We start from the raw sequence: 17,797 nt of genomic DNA, 5'->3' as shown, positions 1-17,797 counted from the left end.
GCCTACCGTATCTTTTCCTGTCGAAATCGGAGAGTACTTCGACGGTGAAGGATCCTTGGTGAGAGACTTGCCCTTCTGGTGGACCGAAGGAATTCCTTCCAGGCTTCAGTCAGGGTTTGCGAGATTCGACCTCTGCGCCAGGCTCGACCTGGAGGCGGACGGGGGAGAGGGGAAGATTCTTGCGGCGCGCGGCGGGCAATCCGACTTGTGTCGCATCATCAAGACGTTCGCTGCCCTCGAAGCCCTGGGATACCTGGCGGAACCTGACTTTGCCTACACGACGTCGAGTGGATGGACCGACGTTCGTGAGCGTAAGGGGGAGGACGCGAAGGCGGTCTTCTGGAACAGCCAGGCCCACCTGGACTGTTTCGACGACGAGGGAATGCTGACCGACGATCTGCCGCTTCACTGGTCCGGCGACCCGGAAACGATCGCGGCCGCGCTCCGGCAGTCAGGCCTCGGGGTCGAGATTCCTGAAGTTCCCGAGATGGTCTTCTATGTGTGTCCCGAGGGCGAATACGAGGAGTGAGCCGGCTGCGCGCCGCAGGGTCTTCCGCCGGACCGCCGGACCGCCGGACCGCCGGACGCCGGCCCTAGCGGCAGAGGTCCAGATAAGGCCCGAACTCCGACGCCAGCGTCAGGCGCCCCAGCTTCTGGTACTCCCGTTGCACCGCGTGGATGAGCATCGGCATCGTCAGCGGGGTACCCGCCTCCGCCGCCAGGTAAGCCGACGTCACCGCGATCGAGCGGATGTTGCCGCCCGACAGCTCGAAGGCCTCGGCGCAGAAGTCCAGGTCGAGGCCGGCCGCCCGGGGGAGGTGCGGGCCCAGCGTCCGGTCCCACAGCAGGCGGCGCTGGGCGGGGTCCGGGACCGGGAAGTCGATGACGAGATCGAGGCGGCGGGTGAAGGCGTCGTCCAGGTTGGCGCGGAGATTGGTGGCCAGGATGGCGAGGCCGTCGAAGGACTCCATGCGCTGGAGCAGATAGGCCGACTCGACGTTCGCGTAGCGGTCGTGCGCGTCCTTCACGTCGGACCGTTTGCCGAAGATGGCGTCCGCCTCGTCGAAGAGAAGGACGCCGTTCACCCCCGCCGCCTCCGAGAAGATGCGTTCCAGGTTCTTCTCGGTCTCGCCCACGTACTTGTCGATGACCGTCGCCAGGTCGACCGTGTACAGGTCGAGCCCCAGGTCCGCCGCGACGACCTCCGCCGACATCGTCTTGCCGGTACCGGAGTCACCGGCGAACAGGGCGGCGACCCCCCGCCCCCGACCGCCGCCCGGGCGCATCGACCAGGCGCCGAGGACATGGTCGCGGTGCCGGGCGCGGGCGGTCAGCTCGCGGAGCTGGACCGCGGTGTCCGGCGGGAGGACCAGGTCGTCCCAGCCGACGGAGGGTTCGATACGGCGGGCCAGCCGGTCCAGGCCCGCCGCGTTCTGGGCGCGGGCGCCCTGCCGGACGTGCTCGGCGGTCACCGGGCCGGACTCCAGCCGCGCCGACTGCACCGCCGCCCGCGCCGACCGCACGATCTGTTCCGGGGTGAGGAGGAACGGGGAGAGGAGGGCGGGGAGGTCCAGGTCGACGGGCACACCCGCGCTCGCGCGCCACGCCTCCGCCCGCGCCTTTGGGCCCACCCGGGGCGCCCGGACCAGCAGCGGCGGCCGGCTCGACCACGCCGCGTCCCACGGCACCCGGCCCACCAGCGCCACCGGGACCGGCACGTCCGTGACCATCCGCAGCAGGCCCGTCCGCTCCCGCGCCACCGCGTCGACCGGCGCGCACACCAGCCCCGCGCCCGTCAGCCGCGCCTCCCGCACCAGGCACCGCACCGCCTCCGCCGGTGCCGGGTCCTTTGCGAGCCGCGTCAGGTCGACACCGAGGACCGCCCGCCCCGCCGCCTCCAGTGCAGCCGCGGCCAGCGCCGCGCCCCCGCCGCCCTGCTCCTCCCGCAGGTACACCAGGCACGTCGTCTCGTCGGCGAGCAGCCGGGCCAGTGGCGCCGGGTCGCCCACCCCTCGTACGGCCTCCCACGGTGCCCGTACGTCCGCCAGCCGCGCGTCCGGGGTGTTGTCGCCCAGCAGGAACGCGGTGACCCGGTCCGGGACCCGGAGCGCCCGCCCGAGGAAGGGCCGTTCGCGGTCCTCCACCAGCAGCAGGCCGCCCGCGCGCAGCGGTGCCCGCTCGCCCAGCCGTGCCCGGGACTCGCGGTCCGCGTGCGGCACCCCGCACAGTCCGAGCGCCAGCCCGATCGTCGGCCGGCGCCGGGTCACGTCGTCGTTCAGGTAGCCGTAGAACGCCTCGAACCGGTCGTCCAAATCCGGCAGCAGCGCGACCAGCAGGATCTCCATGTCCAGGGCCGACAGTGAGAACTCCCGTACCAGCGCACCGAGTCGGGAGTCGGGCCCGGGTGCGGGAAGCGGGTGGACGCCGGGGAAGGAGCGGTGCCCGTCCAGCAGTCGCTCCACCGCCTCGTCCGTCAGGTACAGGCCGCGGAAGGCGTCGTCCGGATCCGGATCCACCTCCCGGCGCGCGTCCACCGCCCGCCGGACCCGTAGCTCCATCTCTCGTGCCAGCGACAGCAGTTCGTCCGTCACGTGCCGGCCCCGCCGGACCCGCCAGGCCCAGTGGCCGGGCCCGGTCCGCCCGCCGGGCCCGCCCGGTCCGTCCCCTCCGCCCCGCCGAACTCCCCGAAGCGCACTCCGAGCCCCTCCTCGCCCACCGGCGGCCCGACCAGATACCTCGGCGACGCGGTCACCGGCACGCTCACCACCAGGTCGAGCGACGGCTTCAACTCCCCACCCAACGCGCTCCATACATCGGCGAACGACCGGTCCTCCGGCGGCGGCAGCGCGATCGACATCGGTACGGCCGTGCCGATCTCCGCCAGGGTGCCGGTGAGCCGCGCCGGCGGCAGCGCCTCGAAGCGGAGCAGACACGCCAGGAGCGCGGAGAGCAGCCGGTGTTCGTCCTCCGGGCGCTTGGTCCAGGCGGTGATCAGATACGAGAGTTTGAAGTAGCGCGGCGGCCGGCGCCGGGCCACGATCACACCCCGCTCGTCGTACTCGTTGTGCAGTCCGCGCTCGCGCCGCCGCATGTCCTCTCGGATGTCGTACAAGTACAGGTTCACCGTCGGCGCGTTGACCTTCGCCGCCCACTCGCGCGTCGGCGCGTCGAAGACCACCGCCACCTGCGCGCCCTCCAGCACCTCGGCGCGGATCAGGGCCCGAAGGATGTCGTCCACCTCGTGGATCACGCCCTCGTCACCCCCGCCCCGCGAAGTCCGGTGGCTGCAAGGCGCGTTGGACGACGAGTACGGGCTTGGTGAGCCGCTTCAGTCCCCGCACCTCGGCGCGCAGGTCGCGCGGTCCGAGCCGGTCCTTGCGCAGGACGAGGACCTGCGACTCGAAGCGGCCGTCCCGGCCCGCCGACAGAGGGGCGCTGTCCGCGGTCAGGCCCGCCGACCAGGTGAGGCGCACACGTTCGCCCGGCGGGAAGTCCATGCCCCGCACGATTACGGGCTCGCCCGGCCGTACGACCCGGGGGGTGACCTCCAGGCGGGGCTGGAGCACCCGCAGTGGCGCGGTCGCGGTGTTGTCGCCCGGATCGGGGTCGGCGGGCAGGCCGCGTACGGACACCCGTACCGTGCCCGCCGTCGCCGCCCGGTACGTGGCCGTCTGCGTCACGACCACCCGGCCGCCCGGCGGGATCAGGCACGGCGCGGCGTCGGTGCACCGGCCGGTCCGGGACAGAGTCCGGCGCGCGGAGTCCGCCGGCCCCGGCCAGGAGGCCGCGGTGAGGACGGCGCGCGCGGGGTCCGGGCCGGCGTTAGTGAGCGTGTAGCGGGCGGCGACCTCGCGGCCCGTGTACGTACGGGACGGGGAGAGCGCGACGGACACGGCCACGTCGGCGGAGGGCGGCACCGGCGGCGGCAGCACCGTGAACACGGCCGTGTCCCGGCCGGTGTTGCCCGCCGCGTCCGTCGCCTCGCACGTCACCGTGGTCGTGCCGACCGGGAAGAGCGAGCCGGACGCGGGCGTGCACGAGGGAGTCAGCGGGCCGTCCTGGGCGTCCACGGCCGTCGCCGTGTAGGAGACCCGGGCCCCCGACGCGGCGGTCCCGCGCGTCGTGCGGTCGTCGACGGTGACGACCGGAGCGGAGACATCGTTGACGGTGATCGCGATCCGCTGCCGGTACGCGGGGTCGTCGGCCGCCGTCGCCGAGACGCCCGGCGTGTCGGGGGCACGGGTCCCGAGCAGGAACTGCACCGTGCACGTCAGAGTGGCGCCCTGCGGCGCGTCCGGTGCGACGGCGACGGTCTCGGCGAAGGCGGCGGTCTGTCCGCTGGTCACATCGCGAGTGGGCGGGTCGAGGGTCACCGAGAGACCCGGGTCGCAGTCGTCCATCCGATAGCCGACCCGGGTGGGCAGATTGCCGAGCCCTTCGACGATCGCCTCCGCCACCCCGCTCGGATCGATCGAGGAGAGCATGCTGCCGCCGGTGGCCTCGATGATCCGGGTGGCCTGTCCGGGATCGGTCCGCGGATCCTCGATCTGGTCGGGGTTGCCCGCGTATCCGGTGCCGTCCAGGCCGTCGCCGATCGTGGTGGCCACGTCGACGCCGACGACGCGCGCGTTCTTGTCCCGGAGCGCGTTGATCGTGTCGCCGATGCTGTGATCGAGGCTGGGGTTGTGGCTGGAGGCGTCGCTGACGAGGACGACGACGGGGCTGGACCCCTCACGGAAGACGGTCTGCCCGCCGGCCCCGTTCGCGATCTGCCACAGGCCGTTGATCCAGTCCTCCGACGGGCCCATGCTGCCGTTGCCGAGTCTGATGTCGAGCGCCTCCACCCCCGCGCGCAGCAGGGTGTCGTCCTGAGTGAGCGGCGCGGTGACCTTGAAGCCCGCTCCCGGGTCGACCTCCTGGTCGCCGAAGGTCGCCACCGCGAACCGGGCGTCCGGCTGCGCCGAGCGCACCTTGCCGATGATGTCGGGCAGCCCCCGGCGTACGTCCGTGATGACCTCGTTCATGCTCCGCGTCCCGTCCACCAGGAGCACCACCTCGGGCCGCGGCGGCACCGCGGGGGTCAGGACCCGCTTGTCGACGGCGAGGGACTCTCCCGGGTCCAGCGCCCGGCTCACGCCGGCCGGTGTGACCGGCGACTCCGGCTCCGCCACCGGCAGCGCCGTCGCGGGCGTGCTCGCCGGGATCGTGCCCGCGGCGAGCAGCAGCAGGGCGGCGAGGGCGGTCCGTACCGGTCCCTTGGGCCCCTTGGCCCCTCTGGACCCGCCGGCCGGCGACTGGAACCAACGCACGGAACAACCCCCTCGCCCCAGACGTCTTCGGCCCGAGGATCCCGCACCCGGCCCGGGCCGTCCCGTACGGTGAGCCCTCCACGGGGGAAGGGCCGGGTGCCCCAACGGGCAGCCGCGTACGACTCCTTGAAGAAGCGGCCGAAGCGGTGACGGCAGCGATGCCGGCGACCGCGGCGGGGACATCGCTGACGCGCGGGCCGTGCCGCCCGTGGCCCCGTCAGATCAACCCCTGCCGCATCGCGTACGCCACCGCGTGCGAGCGATTGCGCAACTGCAGCCGGGTAATGACCGCGTGCAGCACGTTCTTGATCGTGCGCTCCGAGTACGACAGCTTCGCCGCGATGTCCGCCGTGTCGTAGCCCTCCGCCACCAGCCGCAGCACGTCCACCTCGCGCGCCGCGAGACCGGTGAAGTGCAGCCCGCGCGGCCCGAGAACCTGACCCTGGAGCCGCCCGACCTCCTCCAGGAGCCGTCCCACCAGGTCGGAGGGCAGATGCCCGGCGCCCTTCGCGACCGTGCGGATCACCTGCACCAGATGCTCCGGCGTCGCCTCCGCGCGCCGGATCACCCCGGCCACCCCGCACTCCGCCGCGCTCACCAGCCGCTGCTCGTCGATGTCGGTCGTCACCAGGACGGCTTTCGTCGAGCTGGTCCGCCGGATGTGCCGCAGCAGCCGCAGCACCTCCTCGTCGACCGTGTCCACGACGAGGACGACGACCTCGGGCGCCGGATCGGCCGTCTCGCTCCATTCGGTGACCTCGATCTCCGGGCGGGCCCGCAGCTGACTCGTCACTCCGGCCTGCGAGATGGGGTCCTGGGCCCGCAGCGCCACAGCCGTTCGTTCCATGCTCGTGCTCCCCCGGTGGAGGCGACCGCCGCGCGCGTGCTGATGGGGTGTCACATCGGGTCGGAATGCGACACCGGGCAGGCAAACCCGTCGCGGCCGCCGGCGTTCAGAACAGTGGAAGTCGTCGACAACGCCGGTCTCCTGCGTCGTTCGGCGGTCTGGAGATGCCCTGCCCCATCCGCAGCAAACGCCACTCGCGGGTTCGGGCACCGAATCTGCCCGAATGTGTTCCTTCTCTGGCGATGCCGTGGAGCGGCCCGGACCCTACGGTGCGCCCATGAGTCTCACGGCCAGCCTCGACGCGACCTCCGTCACCGCCGTACCGGGCGAAGAGACGCGCCTGTCCCTCCAACTCCGCAACTCCGGCTCCACCGTGGAGGAATACCGCTTCGAGGTGGCCGGGGCCGCTGCCGCCTGGACGACAGTCGAACCGGCGACCCTCTCCCTCTATCCCGGCGACAGCGGGACCGTCTTTGTCGCCTTCCGCCCGCCGCGCGATTCGACCGTGCCCGCCGGGGAACTCCCCTTCGGCGTCCGCGTCGTCCCCACCAGCGACCACGCCGAACCCGTCGTCCCCGAAGGCCGGGTGACGGTCGCGCCGTTCATCGAGATCACCGCCGAACTGCTGCCGCGCGGCTCGCACGGTGTACGTCGCGGTGCCCACAAGATCGCGGTCGACAACCGGGGCAACGCCCCGCTCACCGTGGGCCTTACCGCCCGCTCCGGCACCGAACACACTCGGATCGTCTTCGACCGCCCCGAACTGAGCGTCGAACCGGGCCGCGCCGCGTTCGCCGGACTGCGCGTCAGGCCCGGCCGCCTCCTGTGGCGCGGCACCCCGGCCACCCACACCTTCCAGGCGGTCGTCCAGGCGCCCGCGCCCGAAGGCGAGGAACCGCCCACCCCGGTCCTCCTCGACGGCTCCTACCAGCAGGAAGCGATCCTGCCGCGCTGGCTGCCCCGGGCCTTGATCCTCGCCTGCGTCCTCGCCCTCGCGCTCGTCGGCCTCTGGTACGGGCTGCTGCGCCCCGCCGTGAAGTCCGCCGCCCGCGAGGCCATCACCCCCGAGGCCATCGCTTCCGCCGCCACGTCCCAGCCCGGCAAGAATGGCGGGCAGGGCGGTGGACAGAGCGCGGGGCAGACCGGCGGCACGGGCGCTACGGGCGGCGCGGGACAGACCGGGGGCGCGGGCGGCGGTGGAGCGTCGGCGGGGCCGGGGGTGAAGCCCTCCGCCTCCGCCGGCGCCGCCGGGGCGCTTCCGGCGCCCGCGCCGACCAACGCCGAGGTCCAGGTCAAGGACGGCGTCGGCGGCGGGGCGAGCAGTGACACGGCGCTCACCGTGCCCGCCGGGAAGACCTTCCAGCTGACCGACATCGTCGTCCAGAACCCGCAGGGCGACGCCGGAACCGTCGTCGTCACCGTCAATCGCGGCGCCCGTGTCCTCAGCCTCGCCCTGGAGAACTTCCGTGACTCCGACTACCACTTCGTCACCCCGATCGTGGTGTCCGCCGACGGCCGGGTGACCATGACCGTCGACTGCCGCAAGGTGGGCCGACCGGTCAACGCCCCCGCGCCCGACCGCTGTTCCGAGTCCCTGTTCGTCGGCGGCACGATGCGGGACGTCAAGCCCTGACCTTCCGGGGGTGGTTCACGAGGGCGGCGCCTCCTCCTCGTCCTCGGCACCGCCTTCCGCCGCCCGCTGAACGAACGAACCCTGCACATCGGCGGGTTGCTCGTCCTCGTCTTCCGTCGCCGCCCGCTGGACGGCGGGGGCGGCGGGGGCGGCGGGGGCGGCGGACACCGGTGCGGGGCCGGACGCCCCCGCACCCGGATCGGGCGCGGGGGTAAAATCCCGTACGGGGGCCGGATCGGCCGTCACCCGCTCCGCGTTGGCGACTGCCTCCTGCTCGAAGCGGTCCGACGGATCGCTCACCCGGATCCCGCCCGGCGCCTCGGTGCCGTCGACCGGCCCGCCGCGCTGCTGGATCACATGGGTCAGCTCGTGCGCCAGCGTCGTCCGTCCCTGCGGCGACGACGGATCGTACGCGTCCCGCTGGAACACCACATCGCTGCCGACCGTGTACGCGTGCGCCCCGATGCCCTTGGCGGACGCGTCGGCCGCCGCGTCGGTGTGGATCCGTACGTCGGAGAAGTCGGCGCCCATCCGCGCCTCCATGTCCCCCCGGGTGTCCGCGTCGAGCGGCCGTCCGCCGCCCGAGGCCAGCACGTCGTGTACGGGCGACCGCGCACCCCGCGTCCCGGCCGGCTCGGCCCCCTCGGCGCCCTCGGTCTCCTCCGAGGCGGTGGTACGACTGCGCCGCACCAGGGCGCCGACCGCCCCGTTGCCCGCGGCGCGCTGGAGTACGCCGAGGCCCGACGCCCCGACGACATCCGTACGGCCCGCTGCGGCGGCCTCGAAGAGCCGGGCGGTTCTGGGCCCGTCGTCGCGGGTGCCGCCGGCGTCGAGGTCTCCGTCCGGCCCCCGGCCGGTGTCGCGCTCCCGTTCGGCATGGAGGCCGTGGCCCGGGTCGTGGCCGTGCTGCCCGTGGTCGTACTGCTCGTGCTCGTGGTGCTCGTGGTCGTGGTGCTCGTGCGGGTGGCCCTGGTCGTACACGCTCATCGTCGGCTCCCCGAGGGTGACGGACGGCACTCCGGGCGGCTGCGCGGCCACCCTGTACCTCAGCCTGGCCACCCGGCCGGTACCCAGTCCAGCCCGGCCCCCCGACCGCCGGGTGCACGAAGCGCTGCCCGTTCGGGCAGGTCGGGGCGGGTGTCCCGGGAGGGTCGGAGGGTGCCCGAGAAGGCCAGGGCAGCCCGGGAGGGCCCGAACGGGGACGTGCCATGTTCGGGCCCCCCGGGCCCCCGGGCCGACGGGTCAGGACGTCAGGATTACCAGCTGCCGGGTGGCCCGGGTCATCGCCACATAGCGGTCCACCGCGCCCGCGACCCCGGTGCCGAACCGTTCCGGTTCGACCAGGACGACCAGATCGAACTCCAGTCCCTTCGCCAGCGCCGGGCTCAGCGAACGGACCCGGGGCCGCTCGCCGAATTCGGGAGCGCCGATGACACAGGCGACGCCCTCGGCGTGCTCCGCCAGCCAGCCGTCGAGGACCGCCTCCAGGTCCGCGACCGGACCGCGGAGCACCGGAATGCCCGAGGCGCGCACCGACGTCGGCACGTTCGCGTCCGGCAGCGCGGCCCGGATGACCGGCGCGGCCTCGGCCATCACCTCTTCCGGGGTGCGGTAGTTGACGCTCAGCGACGTCTGCTCGATCCGGTCGAAGCCGAGCCGCTCCAGCCGCTCCCGCCACGACTCCGTGAAGCCCTGCCGGGCCTGGGCGCGGTCGCCGACGATGGTGAAGCTGCGGGACGGGCAGCGCCGCATCAGCATCTGCCACTCCGCGTCGGTGAGTTCCTGCGCTTCGTCCACCACGATGTGTCCGAACGGCCCGTCCAGCGGCCGCAGTTGGTCGCTCGTGAGGGCCGCTTGGTCGATCAGGCTCTCCTGGAGGTCCCGGCCGTGCAGCATGGTCACCGCACCCTCGCCGTCGGGGTCGGCCCGCACGATCTCGTCGATGACCCGCGCCACGCGGGCACGTTCGGCTGCGGCCTCCGCCTCGCGCAGCCGCTGCCGCCGGGACGCCTTGGGGTCGCCGAGCCGCTGCCGGGCCGCGTCGAGGAACGGCAGATCGGACACCGTCCACGCCTGGGGGTCGGTGCGCTGGAGCGCGCGGACCTCCTCCGGGGAGAGCCAGGGCGCGCACATCCGCAGATAGGCGGGCACCGACCACAGGTCACCGACCAGATCGGCGGCCTCCAGCAGCGGCCAGGCCCGGTCGAACGTGCCGACCAGCGCCCTGTCGTGCAGCAGCGCCCGCCGCAGCAGCGCTTCCGGAACGCCGCCCTCGGCCTCGTCCTCGCCGTCCTCGGAGCCGTCGTACGGACGGTCGGCGGCGCGGGCGTCCAGCTTGTCCCGCAGGATCGCGACCAGCTCGTCCCAGATCCGGCCCCGGGCCTCGTTGTGCGGGGTGCCGGGGTCGGGGGCGTCGAACGCCTCGGCCCAGTCCCAGGCCGCCAGTGTCACGGCGCCCCACGGGGTGGTGACCGTCATGTCCTCGCCCGGCGGCTCCTCGTAGAAGCGCACGGCCTTCTCGATGCCGCGCACCAGCTCCGGCGACGCCTTCAGCCGGGCCACCTCGGGGTCGGACTCGGGCACCGCCACCGCGCCCTCGGCGACGAGGTCCCGCACCGTGCAGGTGCGCACCCCGTCCTCGCCGAGACCGGGCAGGACATCGGAGACGTACGCCAGATACGGCTGGTGCGGGCCGACGAACAGCACACCGCCGCGCCGCTGCCCGAGCCGCGGATCGGCGTGCAGGAGGTACGCCGAGCGATGCAGGGCGACGACGGTCTTGCCCGTGCCGGGGCCGCCGTCCACCACCAGCGCACCGCGCGAACCGGCCCGGATGATCGCGTCCTGATCGGCCTGGATGGTGGCGAGCACGTCCCGCATCCGCTCCGAGCGGTTGCCACCGAGGCTCGCGATGAACGCGGACTGGTCGTCGAGCGCCGCGTGCCCGTCGAGCCCGTCGGCGGTGAACACCTCGTCCCAGTAGTCGCCGACCAGGCCGCCGCTCCAGCGGTACCGGCGGCGGCTGGCCAGACCCATCGGCCGGGCGTGGGTCGCCGCGAAGAACGGCTCGGCGGCCGGGGCGCGCCAGTCGAGCAGCAGCCGCCGCCCGGTGCTGTCGGTGAGCCCGATCCGCCCGACGTACACCGTGCCGGAGCCGTCGGCGGGAACCATCCGGCCCAGGCACAGATCGAGCCCGAAGCGGCGCAGCGTACGCAGCCGCGCGGTCAGCCGGTGGATCTCCTGGTCGCGTTCCAGGGCCTCCCGCCCGGCCCGGCCGGGCGCCCTGCGCAGCAGGTCGAGGCGGTCGGACACCTCGGCGACGCTCTCGTCCAGACAGGACGCGAGGGCCGTGAAATGACGCTCGTCGTCGCCGATCAGCGCCGGGTCGGCCTTGGGGGACAGCTGGTCGGACAGGGCGAAGGAAGTGGTGACAGGCAAGGGGGAAACTCCCGTGATCCGCAGGTCGGGCCTCGGCGTGCGATTCTGCGGGACGAGGGGGGCCTTGCGGCAAGGCCCCCCTCATGCTATACGTTGAGCACGGCGAGAGGTGAGGGCACCTGCTCGCCTTTCGTTTGCACAGAGTCCCTTCGCGCGTACGACCCGGTGCCTACGCGTGTGCGGCGCGACGGCGTGGAAAACGCCTCGACCAGCCCCCCGGTGCCCGGATCATGGCGGGATGACCCCGGCCGTATCGACCGCCTCAGCGGCGGACACCCTCCAGGACCATGCCGTCCTGTGGAGCATCGGCGAGCTCCGCTCCGGCGACCTCGTCGACGCCGCCTGCGACGCACTCGTCGCCGGACTCGACAGCCCCGCCCTGCGCTGCCTCGCCGCCTGTACCCGTGGTGAGGCCGACTACGACGTCCCAGACCTGCTTCCCCCGGCGCTGGAGGAACTAGGACTCACCTTCCGCCCCAGGGGCAGTCTCTCCGGGCGGGAAGCCGCGGTGCGGGTCCTGGCCACCCGGATGCTCGCGGGCGAGTTCAGCCCCGATGAGCTGGTGTTTCGCGTCCACCGGCTCTGCGGCCACGGGCTGCCCCTGGCCCGCCGGCTCGCCGAGCTGAACGACCGCTACGGCCGGATCGAGTACGGCGAGACCGCGCCGGCCGAGCTTGATGCCGCCGCCGTCGTCGAAGCCCGCCGACTCGTCCACCGCCCGCCTGTTCCCACCGGGGAGGCGTCCACCGACCCGGCGCCCACCGCCCCGGCACCTGCCTGACGAAGGCCGGCGGAACCCCCGTCCCTCCCGACCCGGCGGAACCGTCCCTCCCGAGCCCGCGTCCCTCCGTGCGTCCCCACGACCGACGCCGCCGAAGGATCCGCCCATGCCCCGTACGGCCGCCCGCTACCTCTATCTCGCCCGGCACGCCGAGGCGACGCCGGACGAGAGCGGACTGACGGAGGCGGGCCGCCGGCAGGCCGTCCTGCTCGGGGAGCGGCTGCGCGGGGTCCCGCTGGCGGCGGTCCACCACGGGCCGCTCGCCCGCGCCGAACAGACCGCCCGGCTGGTCGGCGAGCAGCTCGACGGCGCACCCCTGCGCTGCTCCGAGGCGGCCGGAGACTACGTTCCCTACACGCCGGCGCGGGAAGAGCTTCCGCCGGAAGCGGCCGATGCCCTGCTGGCCTTCCTGGAGCGGGTCCCGGCCGAGGAGAAGGAGCGGGGACCCGGGCTCGCGGCGGCGGCGCTCGCCGCGTTCACCGGGCCCGTCGACGGAGACGAGCCGCGCCATGAACTGGTCGTCACCCACAACTTCCTCGTCGGCTGGCTCGTCCGGGCCGCGCTCGATGCTCCGCGCTGGCGCTGGATGGGGGTCGACCACGCCAACGCGGCCCTGACCGTGATCCGTTACGCGCCCGGCCGGCCCTCCTCGGTCCTGCTCTTCAACGACTCCGGCCATCTCCCCGCCGCACTGCGCTGGACGGGATTCCCGCCGGAACTCCACGTCTGACCCGCGAGCCCCCGGCGAGATCCGAAAGAAGGCCCTGACACGGACAGGGCGGTGGCCCCGGCACCAGGAGGGTGTCGGGGCCACCTGAGAGAGCCGGCGCCGGAGCGCCGGAAGGTGAATCGACGGGACGTCAGGAGACGGAGCCGAACATGGCCGTTCCGGGCGCCTTGGGGTCGTTGCTCGTCCAGACGTCGCGAGCGGCGCTCACGAACTCCTCGATGCTGACGGACCCGTCACCGTTGAGGTCGATACGGCGGAAGGTCTCGGCGCTGAGCGCCTCGTCGACACCGAAGGCCTGGTAGATCCGCTCCACCTGCGCGCGGGTGAGCAGGCCGTCCCCCTCCTCGTCGGCCGCGCGGAACGTCACCTCCGAGACCCGGATCATCTTGTCCACGTACTCGGGATCCTGGTCGAGGCCGCGGGCGGACGCGGCGGTGAACTCCTCACGGGTGATCTGGCCATTGCCTTCGACGTCTGCGGCATGGCGGATGGTCTCCCACCATGCCGCGAAAGTCCCCTGGATCTCGGCGAGCAGGCGCGGCTCCATGTGTTCACGCAGCGCGCTCATCCGCTGCGCCATGGTCCGGAAGTCGTCGGCGCCGAGGACCCCGTCACGGGAGATGTCGAGAGTGTCGAAGACCCGGTCGATGTTGGACTTCTGTACCTGTCCGAGCACTTGGTGTTCCTTTGCATTCGAGGTCTTTCTAGAGTCCCGATCTGAATCCGGGATTCCGGATTTCGGGCGGGTCGGTCGGCCTCTGTGTGGGGCGGGGGAGAAACAGGGATCAGACGGCTTGGTGATCCCGTTGCCGCGGGGTCATCACCACACGGTCGGGGGAGAGCGCGGCGCCGGCGATCTCGCGGGGTGCGCGGGCGGAGGCGGATTCCAGCCGCCACCGCTGGGCGAGGGTCGCCACGGTGAGGGCGAGCTGGGTGAGGGCGAAGTGGTCGCCCACGCATTTGTACGGGCCGGTGCTGAAGGGCAGATACGGCGGGCGCGCGGCGTCCGCGGGCCGGTCGCCGCCGTGGCCGCACGGGGCGGGGCCGGACTCTTCGTGCTCGCGGCCGGGCAGGAACTCGGCCGGCCGGGGGTAGATCGCCGGATCCCGGTGCAGCGTGGCCGGGCTGAACAGCAGCTCGGCCCCGGCGGGCAGCAGCGCCGTACCGAGTCTGACCGGGGCGGTGGGGCGGCGTGTCAGAATCCACGCCGGGCTGTGCAGCCGCAGCGTCTCGCGAACGACGCTGCGGGTGTATGGCAGGGACGGCAGGTCGTCGAAACCGGCGGGCCGGCCACCGAGCGCCGTGTCGACCTCGTCGAGGAGACGGGCGCGCACCTCAGGATGGACCGCGAGCTCGTGGTGCAGCCAGGTGAGCGTGGTGGCCACCGTCTCGATGCCCGCCGTCATGAAGGTCATGGTCTCGTCGCGCAGTTGGGTGGCGCTCAGCGGCCGGCCGCTCTCGGGGTCCCGCGAGCCGACGAGCAGGGACAGCAGATCGCCCCGCTCGCGGCCGCCCCGCCCTTCCTGCCGTCCCTCGCCTCCCGTCTCGCCCGCCTCCCCGGACTCCTTCAACGGGCCCCGGGCCGCGATCTGTTCGCGCACCAGCCCGTCGACCAGCGTGCGCAGCCCGTGCTGGGCCGCGTCGAAGCGCCGGTTGGCCGGGATCGGCAGCCGGTCGAGCCAGCCCGCCGGGGTGACGACCTTGCGGCCCATGCCCCGGACGAACACCGGGAGCCAGCGCTGGATCCGGGCGATCCGCTCGCTGCCGATCTCGCCGCCGAACAGCACACGCGCCACGACCTCGCTGGTCAGTGCGTACATTTCGGCGCCGACATCGATCGGCCGGCCCTCGGTCCAGCCCGCGAAGCGGGTGGCGGCGACCTCCCGCATGACCTCGGCGTACGTCTTCAGCCGGTCCCGGTGGAAGGCGGGCTGGACGACCCGGCGGCGGCGCCGGTGGCCGGGTCCGTCGATGGTGAAGAGGCTGTCTCCCTGGTAGGGGCGGAACCGCTCGTTGAAGCTGCCCTTGCGGTACGTCTCCACGTCCGCGGCCAGCACCTGCCGGACCAGGGCGGGGGAGTTCAGCACGTACACCTGCGCCGGTCCGATCCGGACCCGGACGATGTCGCCGTACGCGCGGATCGACTGCAACAGGCCGACGGGGTCGCGCAGCAGCGGAAGGGCGTGGCCGAGCAGCGGCAGGGCGCCCGGCGCGGTGGGGACGGGCGTGCCCTTCGCCACCGCGCCCGGTGACGGGGCCGCGTCCGGTGGCCCGCCCGGGATGGCGGTCACCGGGCCTCCTCCATGGCGGCCGTCCCGTCCTCGCGCGCGCTGCCGGTACCGGCACCCCCGTCGACGCCGGTACCCCCGTCGGCAGCGGCAGAGTCGTCCGCGTCGGTGGCCGAACCGGCCAGGGGGCAAGCACCGACTTCGGCCTCGGCCCCCGCTCCCGCCCCGTCCCCGGCTCTGCTCTCCGGCCCGGCTTCGGTGACGGGACGGGCCAGTACCCGCAGCCGCAGGTCGCGCGGCTCGATGATGCTGCGGCCACTGATCGTGACCGGGGTCGCGTCCGCGGGGGCGAGCCGCCAGTCGGCGAGCATGGTGGCGAGCGCCAGGGTGATGTTGTTGACGGAGAAGTCCCGGCCGACGCACTTACGGAAGCCGGTGCCGAACGGGATCATCGTCAGGGCCCGTTCGGCCTTCACCCAGCTCTGCGGGTCGCCGCTCCACCGCTCCGGGTCGAAGCGCTCCGGGTCGGGGAACAGGTCGGGGCGGTGGTGCAGCAGGTACGGGCTGATCAGGATGTCCGCGCCGGCCGGGACGCGATGGCCGCCCAGCTCGGTGTCACGGATCGTGGTCCGGCTGAACAGCCAGGCCGCCGGGGTGATCCGGAAGCTCTCGGTGACGACGTGGGACAGGGTCGTGAGCCGGGACAGGTGCTCGTGGCGCGTGGTGGCCCCGTCGCGGACGGTACGTGCCTCGGCGGCGACGGCCGCGTCCAGCTCGGGGTGGACCGCGAGATGGTGCAGGGCCCAGGAGAGCATCGCCGCCGTGGTGCCGATGCCCGCGATGAACATCGTCATCACCTGCTCCCGCACCTCGGTGTCGGTGAGGGACGCGCCCTCCTCGTCCGGGGTGAGGAGCATCGACAGCAGGTCGCCCCGGTCGCGGCCGTCGCTCCGGTACGCGGCGATGGTGGCGTCGATCCGCTCGTAGAGCGAGCGGCGCGCCTTCTCGTAGCGATGGTTGGTGGGCAGCAGCGGCACATGCCGGATGCCGGGGGCGACCATCCGCAGGAACGCCCCGCTCACCAGGGTGTCCACATCGCGCAGGGTGTCCCGGATCCGGTCCTCGGCCCCCGCGCCCTCGGCCCCCGCGCCCTCGGCGCTCGCCTCGGCACCGCCGTCCGCGGTGTCCTCCTCACTGAACCAGGAGGCGAACATGGTCGACACGGTGATGCGCAGCGCGAGTTCCTGCATCACCCGGTACACGTCGAGGACCTCGCCCTCGCGCCACGCCGCCGTGACGGCCTCGATCTCCCGGCCGGCCAGCTCCGCGTAGTCGACCAACTTGCTCGGGTGGAAGGCGGGTTGGGTGAAGCGGCGGAGCCGGGTGTGCTTGGCGTGCGGGCAGGTGGCGAGTCCGTCGCCGAAGAAGACGGCGATGTTCTCGAAGAAGGGGCCGCCCTTGTCGAAGTCCTGCCGTCCGGTGAGCAGGACCGGGGCGACCAGTTCGGGGGTGCAGACCACGTACGTACGGCGCGGTCCGAGCCGGATCTCCACCAGATCGCCGTGCTCGGGAAGGGAGTTCAGGAACCCGGTGGGGTCGGTGAGGAGTTGTCGCAGATGCCCCAGGAGCGGCAGGGCGCCGGGCACCTTCGGGATCGCGGGGGCGGCCCCTCCTTGGGAGGCCGCCGCGGTGGTGGTGTCGGTCGTCGTCGCCATGTCCGTACCTCAGTTCTCCGCCCCGACCAGCAGGTCGTTCGCCCAGTCCGGCAGCACACGGTGCTCGTGGTGCCGAGCGGAGATCCCCTCCCACTCGTAGTCGCCGACGATCCAGTCGTGAATGATTTCCGCGTACCCCAATACCGCCTCGCACTGGGCGGGTTCGAGGGCGCGGGCGAGCCGTCGCAGGTCCGTTTCCTCCAGTTCGACGAGCTCGTCGACCTTGCGCTGGGCGAGCCGGGAGCCGTATGCCAGCGCCTCGCTCCGGGAGCAGGAGCGGGTGCGCTCGATGACGTGGATGGCGTTGTGGCCGCCGGTGACGTCCTCGTGCCGCAACGACATCGAGTCGTTCCGTAACGCGACGAGATCGGCCCCGAGCCGGCGCATCCGGTGCAGCACGGGGTCGTGCCAGACGGCCGGGGCGACCTCGGTGCCGCCCCAGTGCTCGCCCAGGTCGTTCTGGCCGAAGGCGCAGGTCGTGGCCGCGCGCAGCGGGAAGTAGGTGTCGAGGTCCACAAGGACGCGGCCGTCGGCGCGGTCGACGGCCTCGGTGAGCTGCGAGGAGAAGTACGCGCTCCAGTGGTAGGCCACCCGGTTGCGCAGCCCGGCGGACATGCCGCGCGTCATCCGGGGCCACAGATCCGCGAACGCCCTTACGGTGGGCGCCGGATGACGTTCCCCGTCGGGGAGGCCGTGCACGATGTCGATGAGCGCGCCGCAGACGGCCGCGACGCGGCGTGGGTCGCGGCCCAGCTCTCCGTCGAGCTGGTCGTCGAAGGGGAGGAAGTACCAGCCCATCATCTGCGCGGCGGTCGCGGCGTCGTCGGCGTCGGCGTGCGGGTAGAAGAAGCCCGCCACCTCCGCGAGCCGCCATGCGACGAAGTCGTCGACCGCGTCCTCGCCCTGGAGCAGTCCGAAGTCCCGCATCCAGTCGATCGCGCGCTCTCGCGCTTGTTCCAGGTGCGGATTGCTCCGCAGCGGCCACGGGGTGGTGAAGACCACGCCCTCGTACGTCACGGCCCGAGCCCTTCATCCGGAGAACACTGCACCGTGAAGACTCTTCAGTCGGAGAGCCCTACCGCAACGCCACGCCGACGAGTCCACCCGATCGGGCGA

The 17,797-nt window shown here is 73.0% G+C and carries 14 protein-coding genes; 4 read left to right on the top strand and 10 right to left on the bottom strand.

What is annotated here, in order from left to right; genetic code table 11:
• The first annotated feature begins 58 nt into the window (after positions 1-58).
• Positions 59-529: a hypothetical protein gene (locus tag ACGFRB_RS22255; RefSeq protein ID WP_363005899.1), complete on the top strand. Its 471-nt coding sequence runs from the start codon at positions 59-61 to the stop codon at positions 527-529.
• A 64-nt stretch (positions 530-593) separates the two neighbouring features.
• Here ACGFRB_RS22255 and ACGFRB_RS22250 read toward each other — a convergent pair whose 3' ends face one another.
• The 4 genes from ACGFRB_RS22250 to ACGFRB_RS22235 all read right to left on the bottom strand — a co-directional run bounded on the left by ACGFRB_RS22250 (position 594) and on the right by ACGFRB_RS22235 (position 6,156).
• Complete coding sequence (locus ACGFRB_RS22250; RefSeq protein WP_393245296.1) at positions 594-2,558, bottom strand: ATP-binding protein; 1,965 nt, start codon at positions 2,556-2,558, stop codon at positions 594-596.
• Positions 2,559-2,587: 29 nt separating this feature from the next.
• Entirely contained in the window at positions 2,588-3,250 is a 663-nt protein-coding gene (locus ACGFRB_RS22245; RefSeq protein WP_393245220.1) for a DUF4255 domain-containing protein, read from the bottom strand.
• Positions 3,251-3,257: 7 nt separating this feature from the next.
• A complete protein-coding gene (locus ACGFRB_RS22240) occupies positions 3,258-5,309 on the bottom strand; it encodes an HYR domain-containing protein (RefSeq protein ID WP_393245218.1) in 2,052 nt (683 codons plus the stop codon).
• Between the two features lie 217 nt (positions 5,310-5,526).
• Positions 5,527-6,156, bottom strand: coding sequence for a response regulator transcription factor (locus ACGFRB_RS22235; protein WP_363005907.1), 630 nt, complete (start codon positions 6,154-6,156; stop codon positions 5,527-5,529).
• A 277-nt stretch (positions 6,157-6,433) separates the two neighbouring features.
• Here ACGFRB_RS22235 and ACGFRB_RS22230 point away from each other — a divergent pair, with 277 nt between their 5' ends.
• Positions 6,434-7,789, top strand: coding sequence for a hypothetical protein (locus ACGFRB_RS22230; RefSeq protein WP_393245216.1), 1,356 nt, complete (start codon positions 6,434-6,436; stop codon positions 7,787-7,789).
• 15 nt (positions 7,790-7,804) lie between these two features.
• Here the strand turns inward: ACGFRB_RS22230 and ACGFRB_RS22225 are convergent, their stop codons facing one another.
• Complete coding sequence (locus tag ACGFRB_RS22225) at positions 7,805-8,776, bottom strand: DUF4157 domain-containing protein (RefSeq protein ID WP_393245214.1); 972 nt, start codon at positions 8,774-8,776, stop codon at positions 7,805-7,807.
• 255 nt (positions 8,777-9,031) lie between these two features.
• Positions 9,032-11,227 carry an RNA polymerase recycling motor ATPase HelR gene (helR, locus tag ACGFRB_RS22220; RefSeq protein WP_393245212.1) on the bottom strand — a complete coding sequence of 732 codons (2,196 nt, stop codon included), beginning with the start codon at positions 11,225-11,227 and terminating at the stop codon, positions 9,032-9,034.
• Between the two features lie 238 nt (positions 11,228-11,465).
• Here helR and ACGFRB_RS22215 point away from each other — a divergent pair, with 238 nt between their 5' ends.
• Positions 11,466-12,008 carry a hypothetical protein gene (locus tag ACGFRB_RS22215; RefSeq protein ID WP_393245210.1) on the top strand — a complete coding sequence of 181 codons (543 nt, stop codon included), beginning with the start codon at positions 11,466-11,468 and terminating at the stop codon, positions 12,006-12,008.
• Between the two features lie 106 nt (positions 12,009-12,114).
• Positions 12,115-12,738 (top strand): histidine phosphatase family protein, encoded by a 624-nt coding sequence (locus tag ACGFRB_RS22210; RefSeq protein ID WP_393245208.1) that lies wholly within the window; start codon positions 12,115-12,117, stop codon positions 12,736-12,738.
• Between the two features lie 130 nt (positions 12,739-12,868).
• Here the strand turns inward: ACGFRB_RS22210 and ACGFRB_RS22205 are convergent, their stop codons facing one another.
• The 4 genes from ACGFRB_RS22205 to ACGFRB_RS22190 all read right to left on the bottom strand — a co-directional run bounded on the left by ACGFRB_RS22205 (position 12,869) and on the right by ACGFRB_RS22190 (position 17,698).
• A complete protein-coding gene (locus tag ACGFRB_RS22205; RefSeq protein ID WP_363005919.1) occupies positions 12,869-13,414 on the bottom strand; it encodes an EF-hand domain-containing protein in 546 nt (181 codons plus the stop codon).
• Positions 13,415-13,523: 109 nt separating this feature from the next.
• Entirely contained in the window at positions 13,524-15,029 is a 1,506-nt protein-coding gene (locus ACGFRB_RS22200; RefSeq protein ID WP_393245206.1) for a cytochrome P450, read from the bottom strand.
• Positions 15,026-16,681: a cytochrome P450 gene (locus ACGFRB_RS22195; protein WP_393245204.1), complete on the bottom strand. Its 1,656-nt coding sequence runs from the start codon at positions 16,679-16,681 to the stop codon at positions 15,026-15,028. Before ACGFRB_RS22195 ends, ACGFRB_RS22200 begins: the two co-directional genes overlap by 4 nt.
• 9 nt (positions 16,682-16,690) lie before the next feature.
• On the bottom strand, positions 16,691-17,698 hold the full coding sequence (locus ACGFRB_RS22190) for a hypothetical protein (RefSeq protein WP_393245202.1): 1,008 nt from the start codon (positions 17,696-17,698) through the stop codon (positions 16,691-16,693).
• Positions 17,699-17,797: the final 99 nt, after the last annotated feature.

This window comes from Streptomyces sp. NPDC048718, assembly GCF_043198875.1.
Classification (GTDB): Bacteria; Actinomycetota; Actinomycetes; order Streptomycetales; family Streptomycetaceae; genus Streptomyces.
Note: the sequence above shows the minus strand (reverse complement) of the source record. Positions and strands in the feature narration are given on the sequence as shown.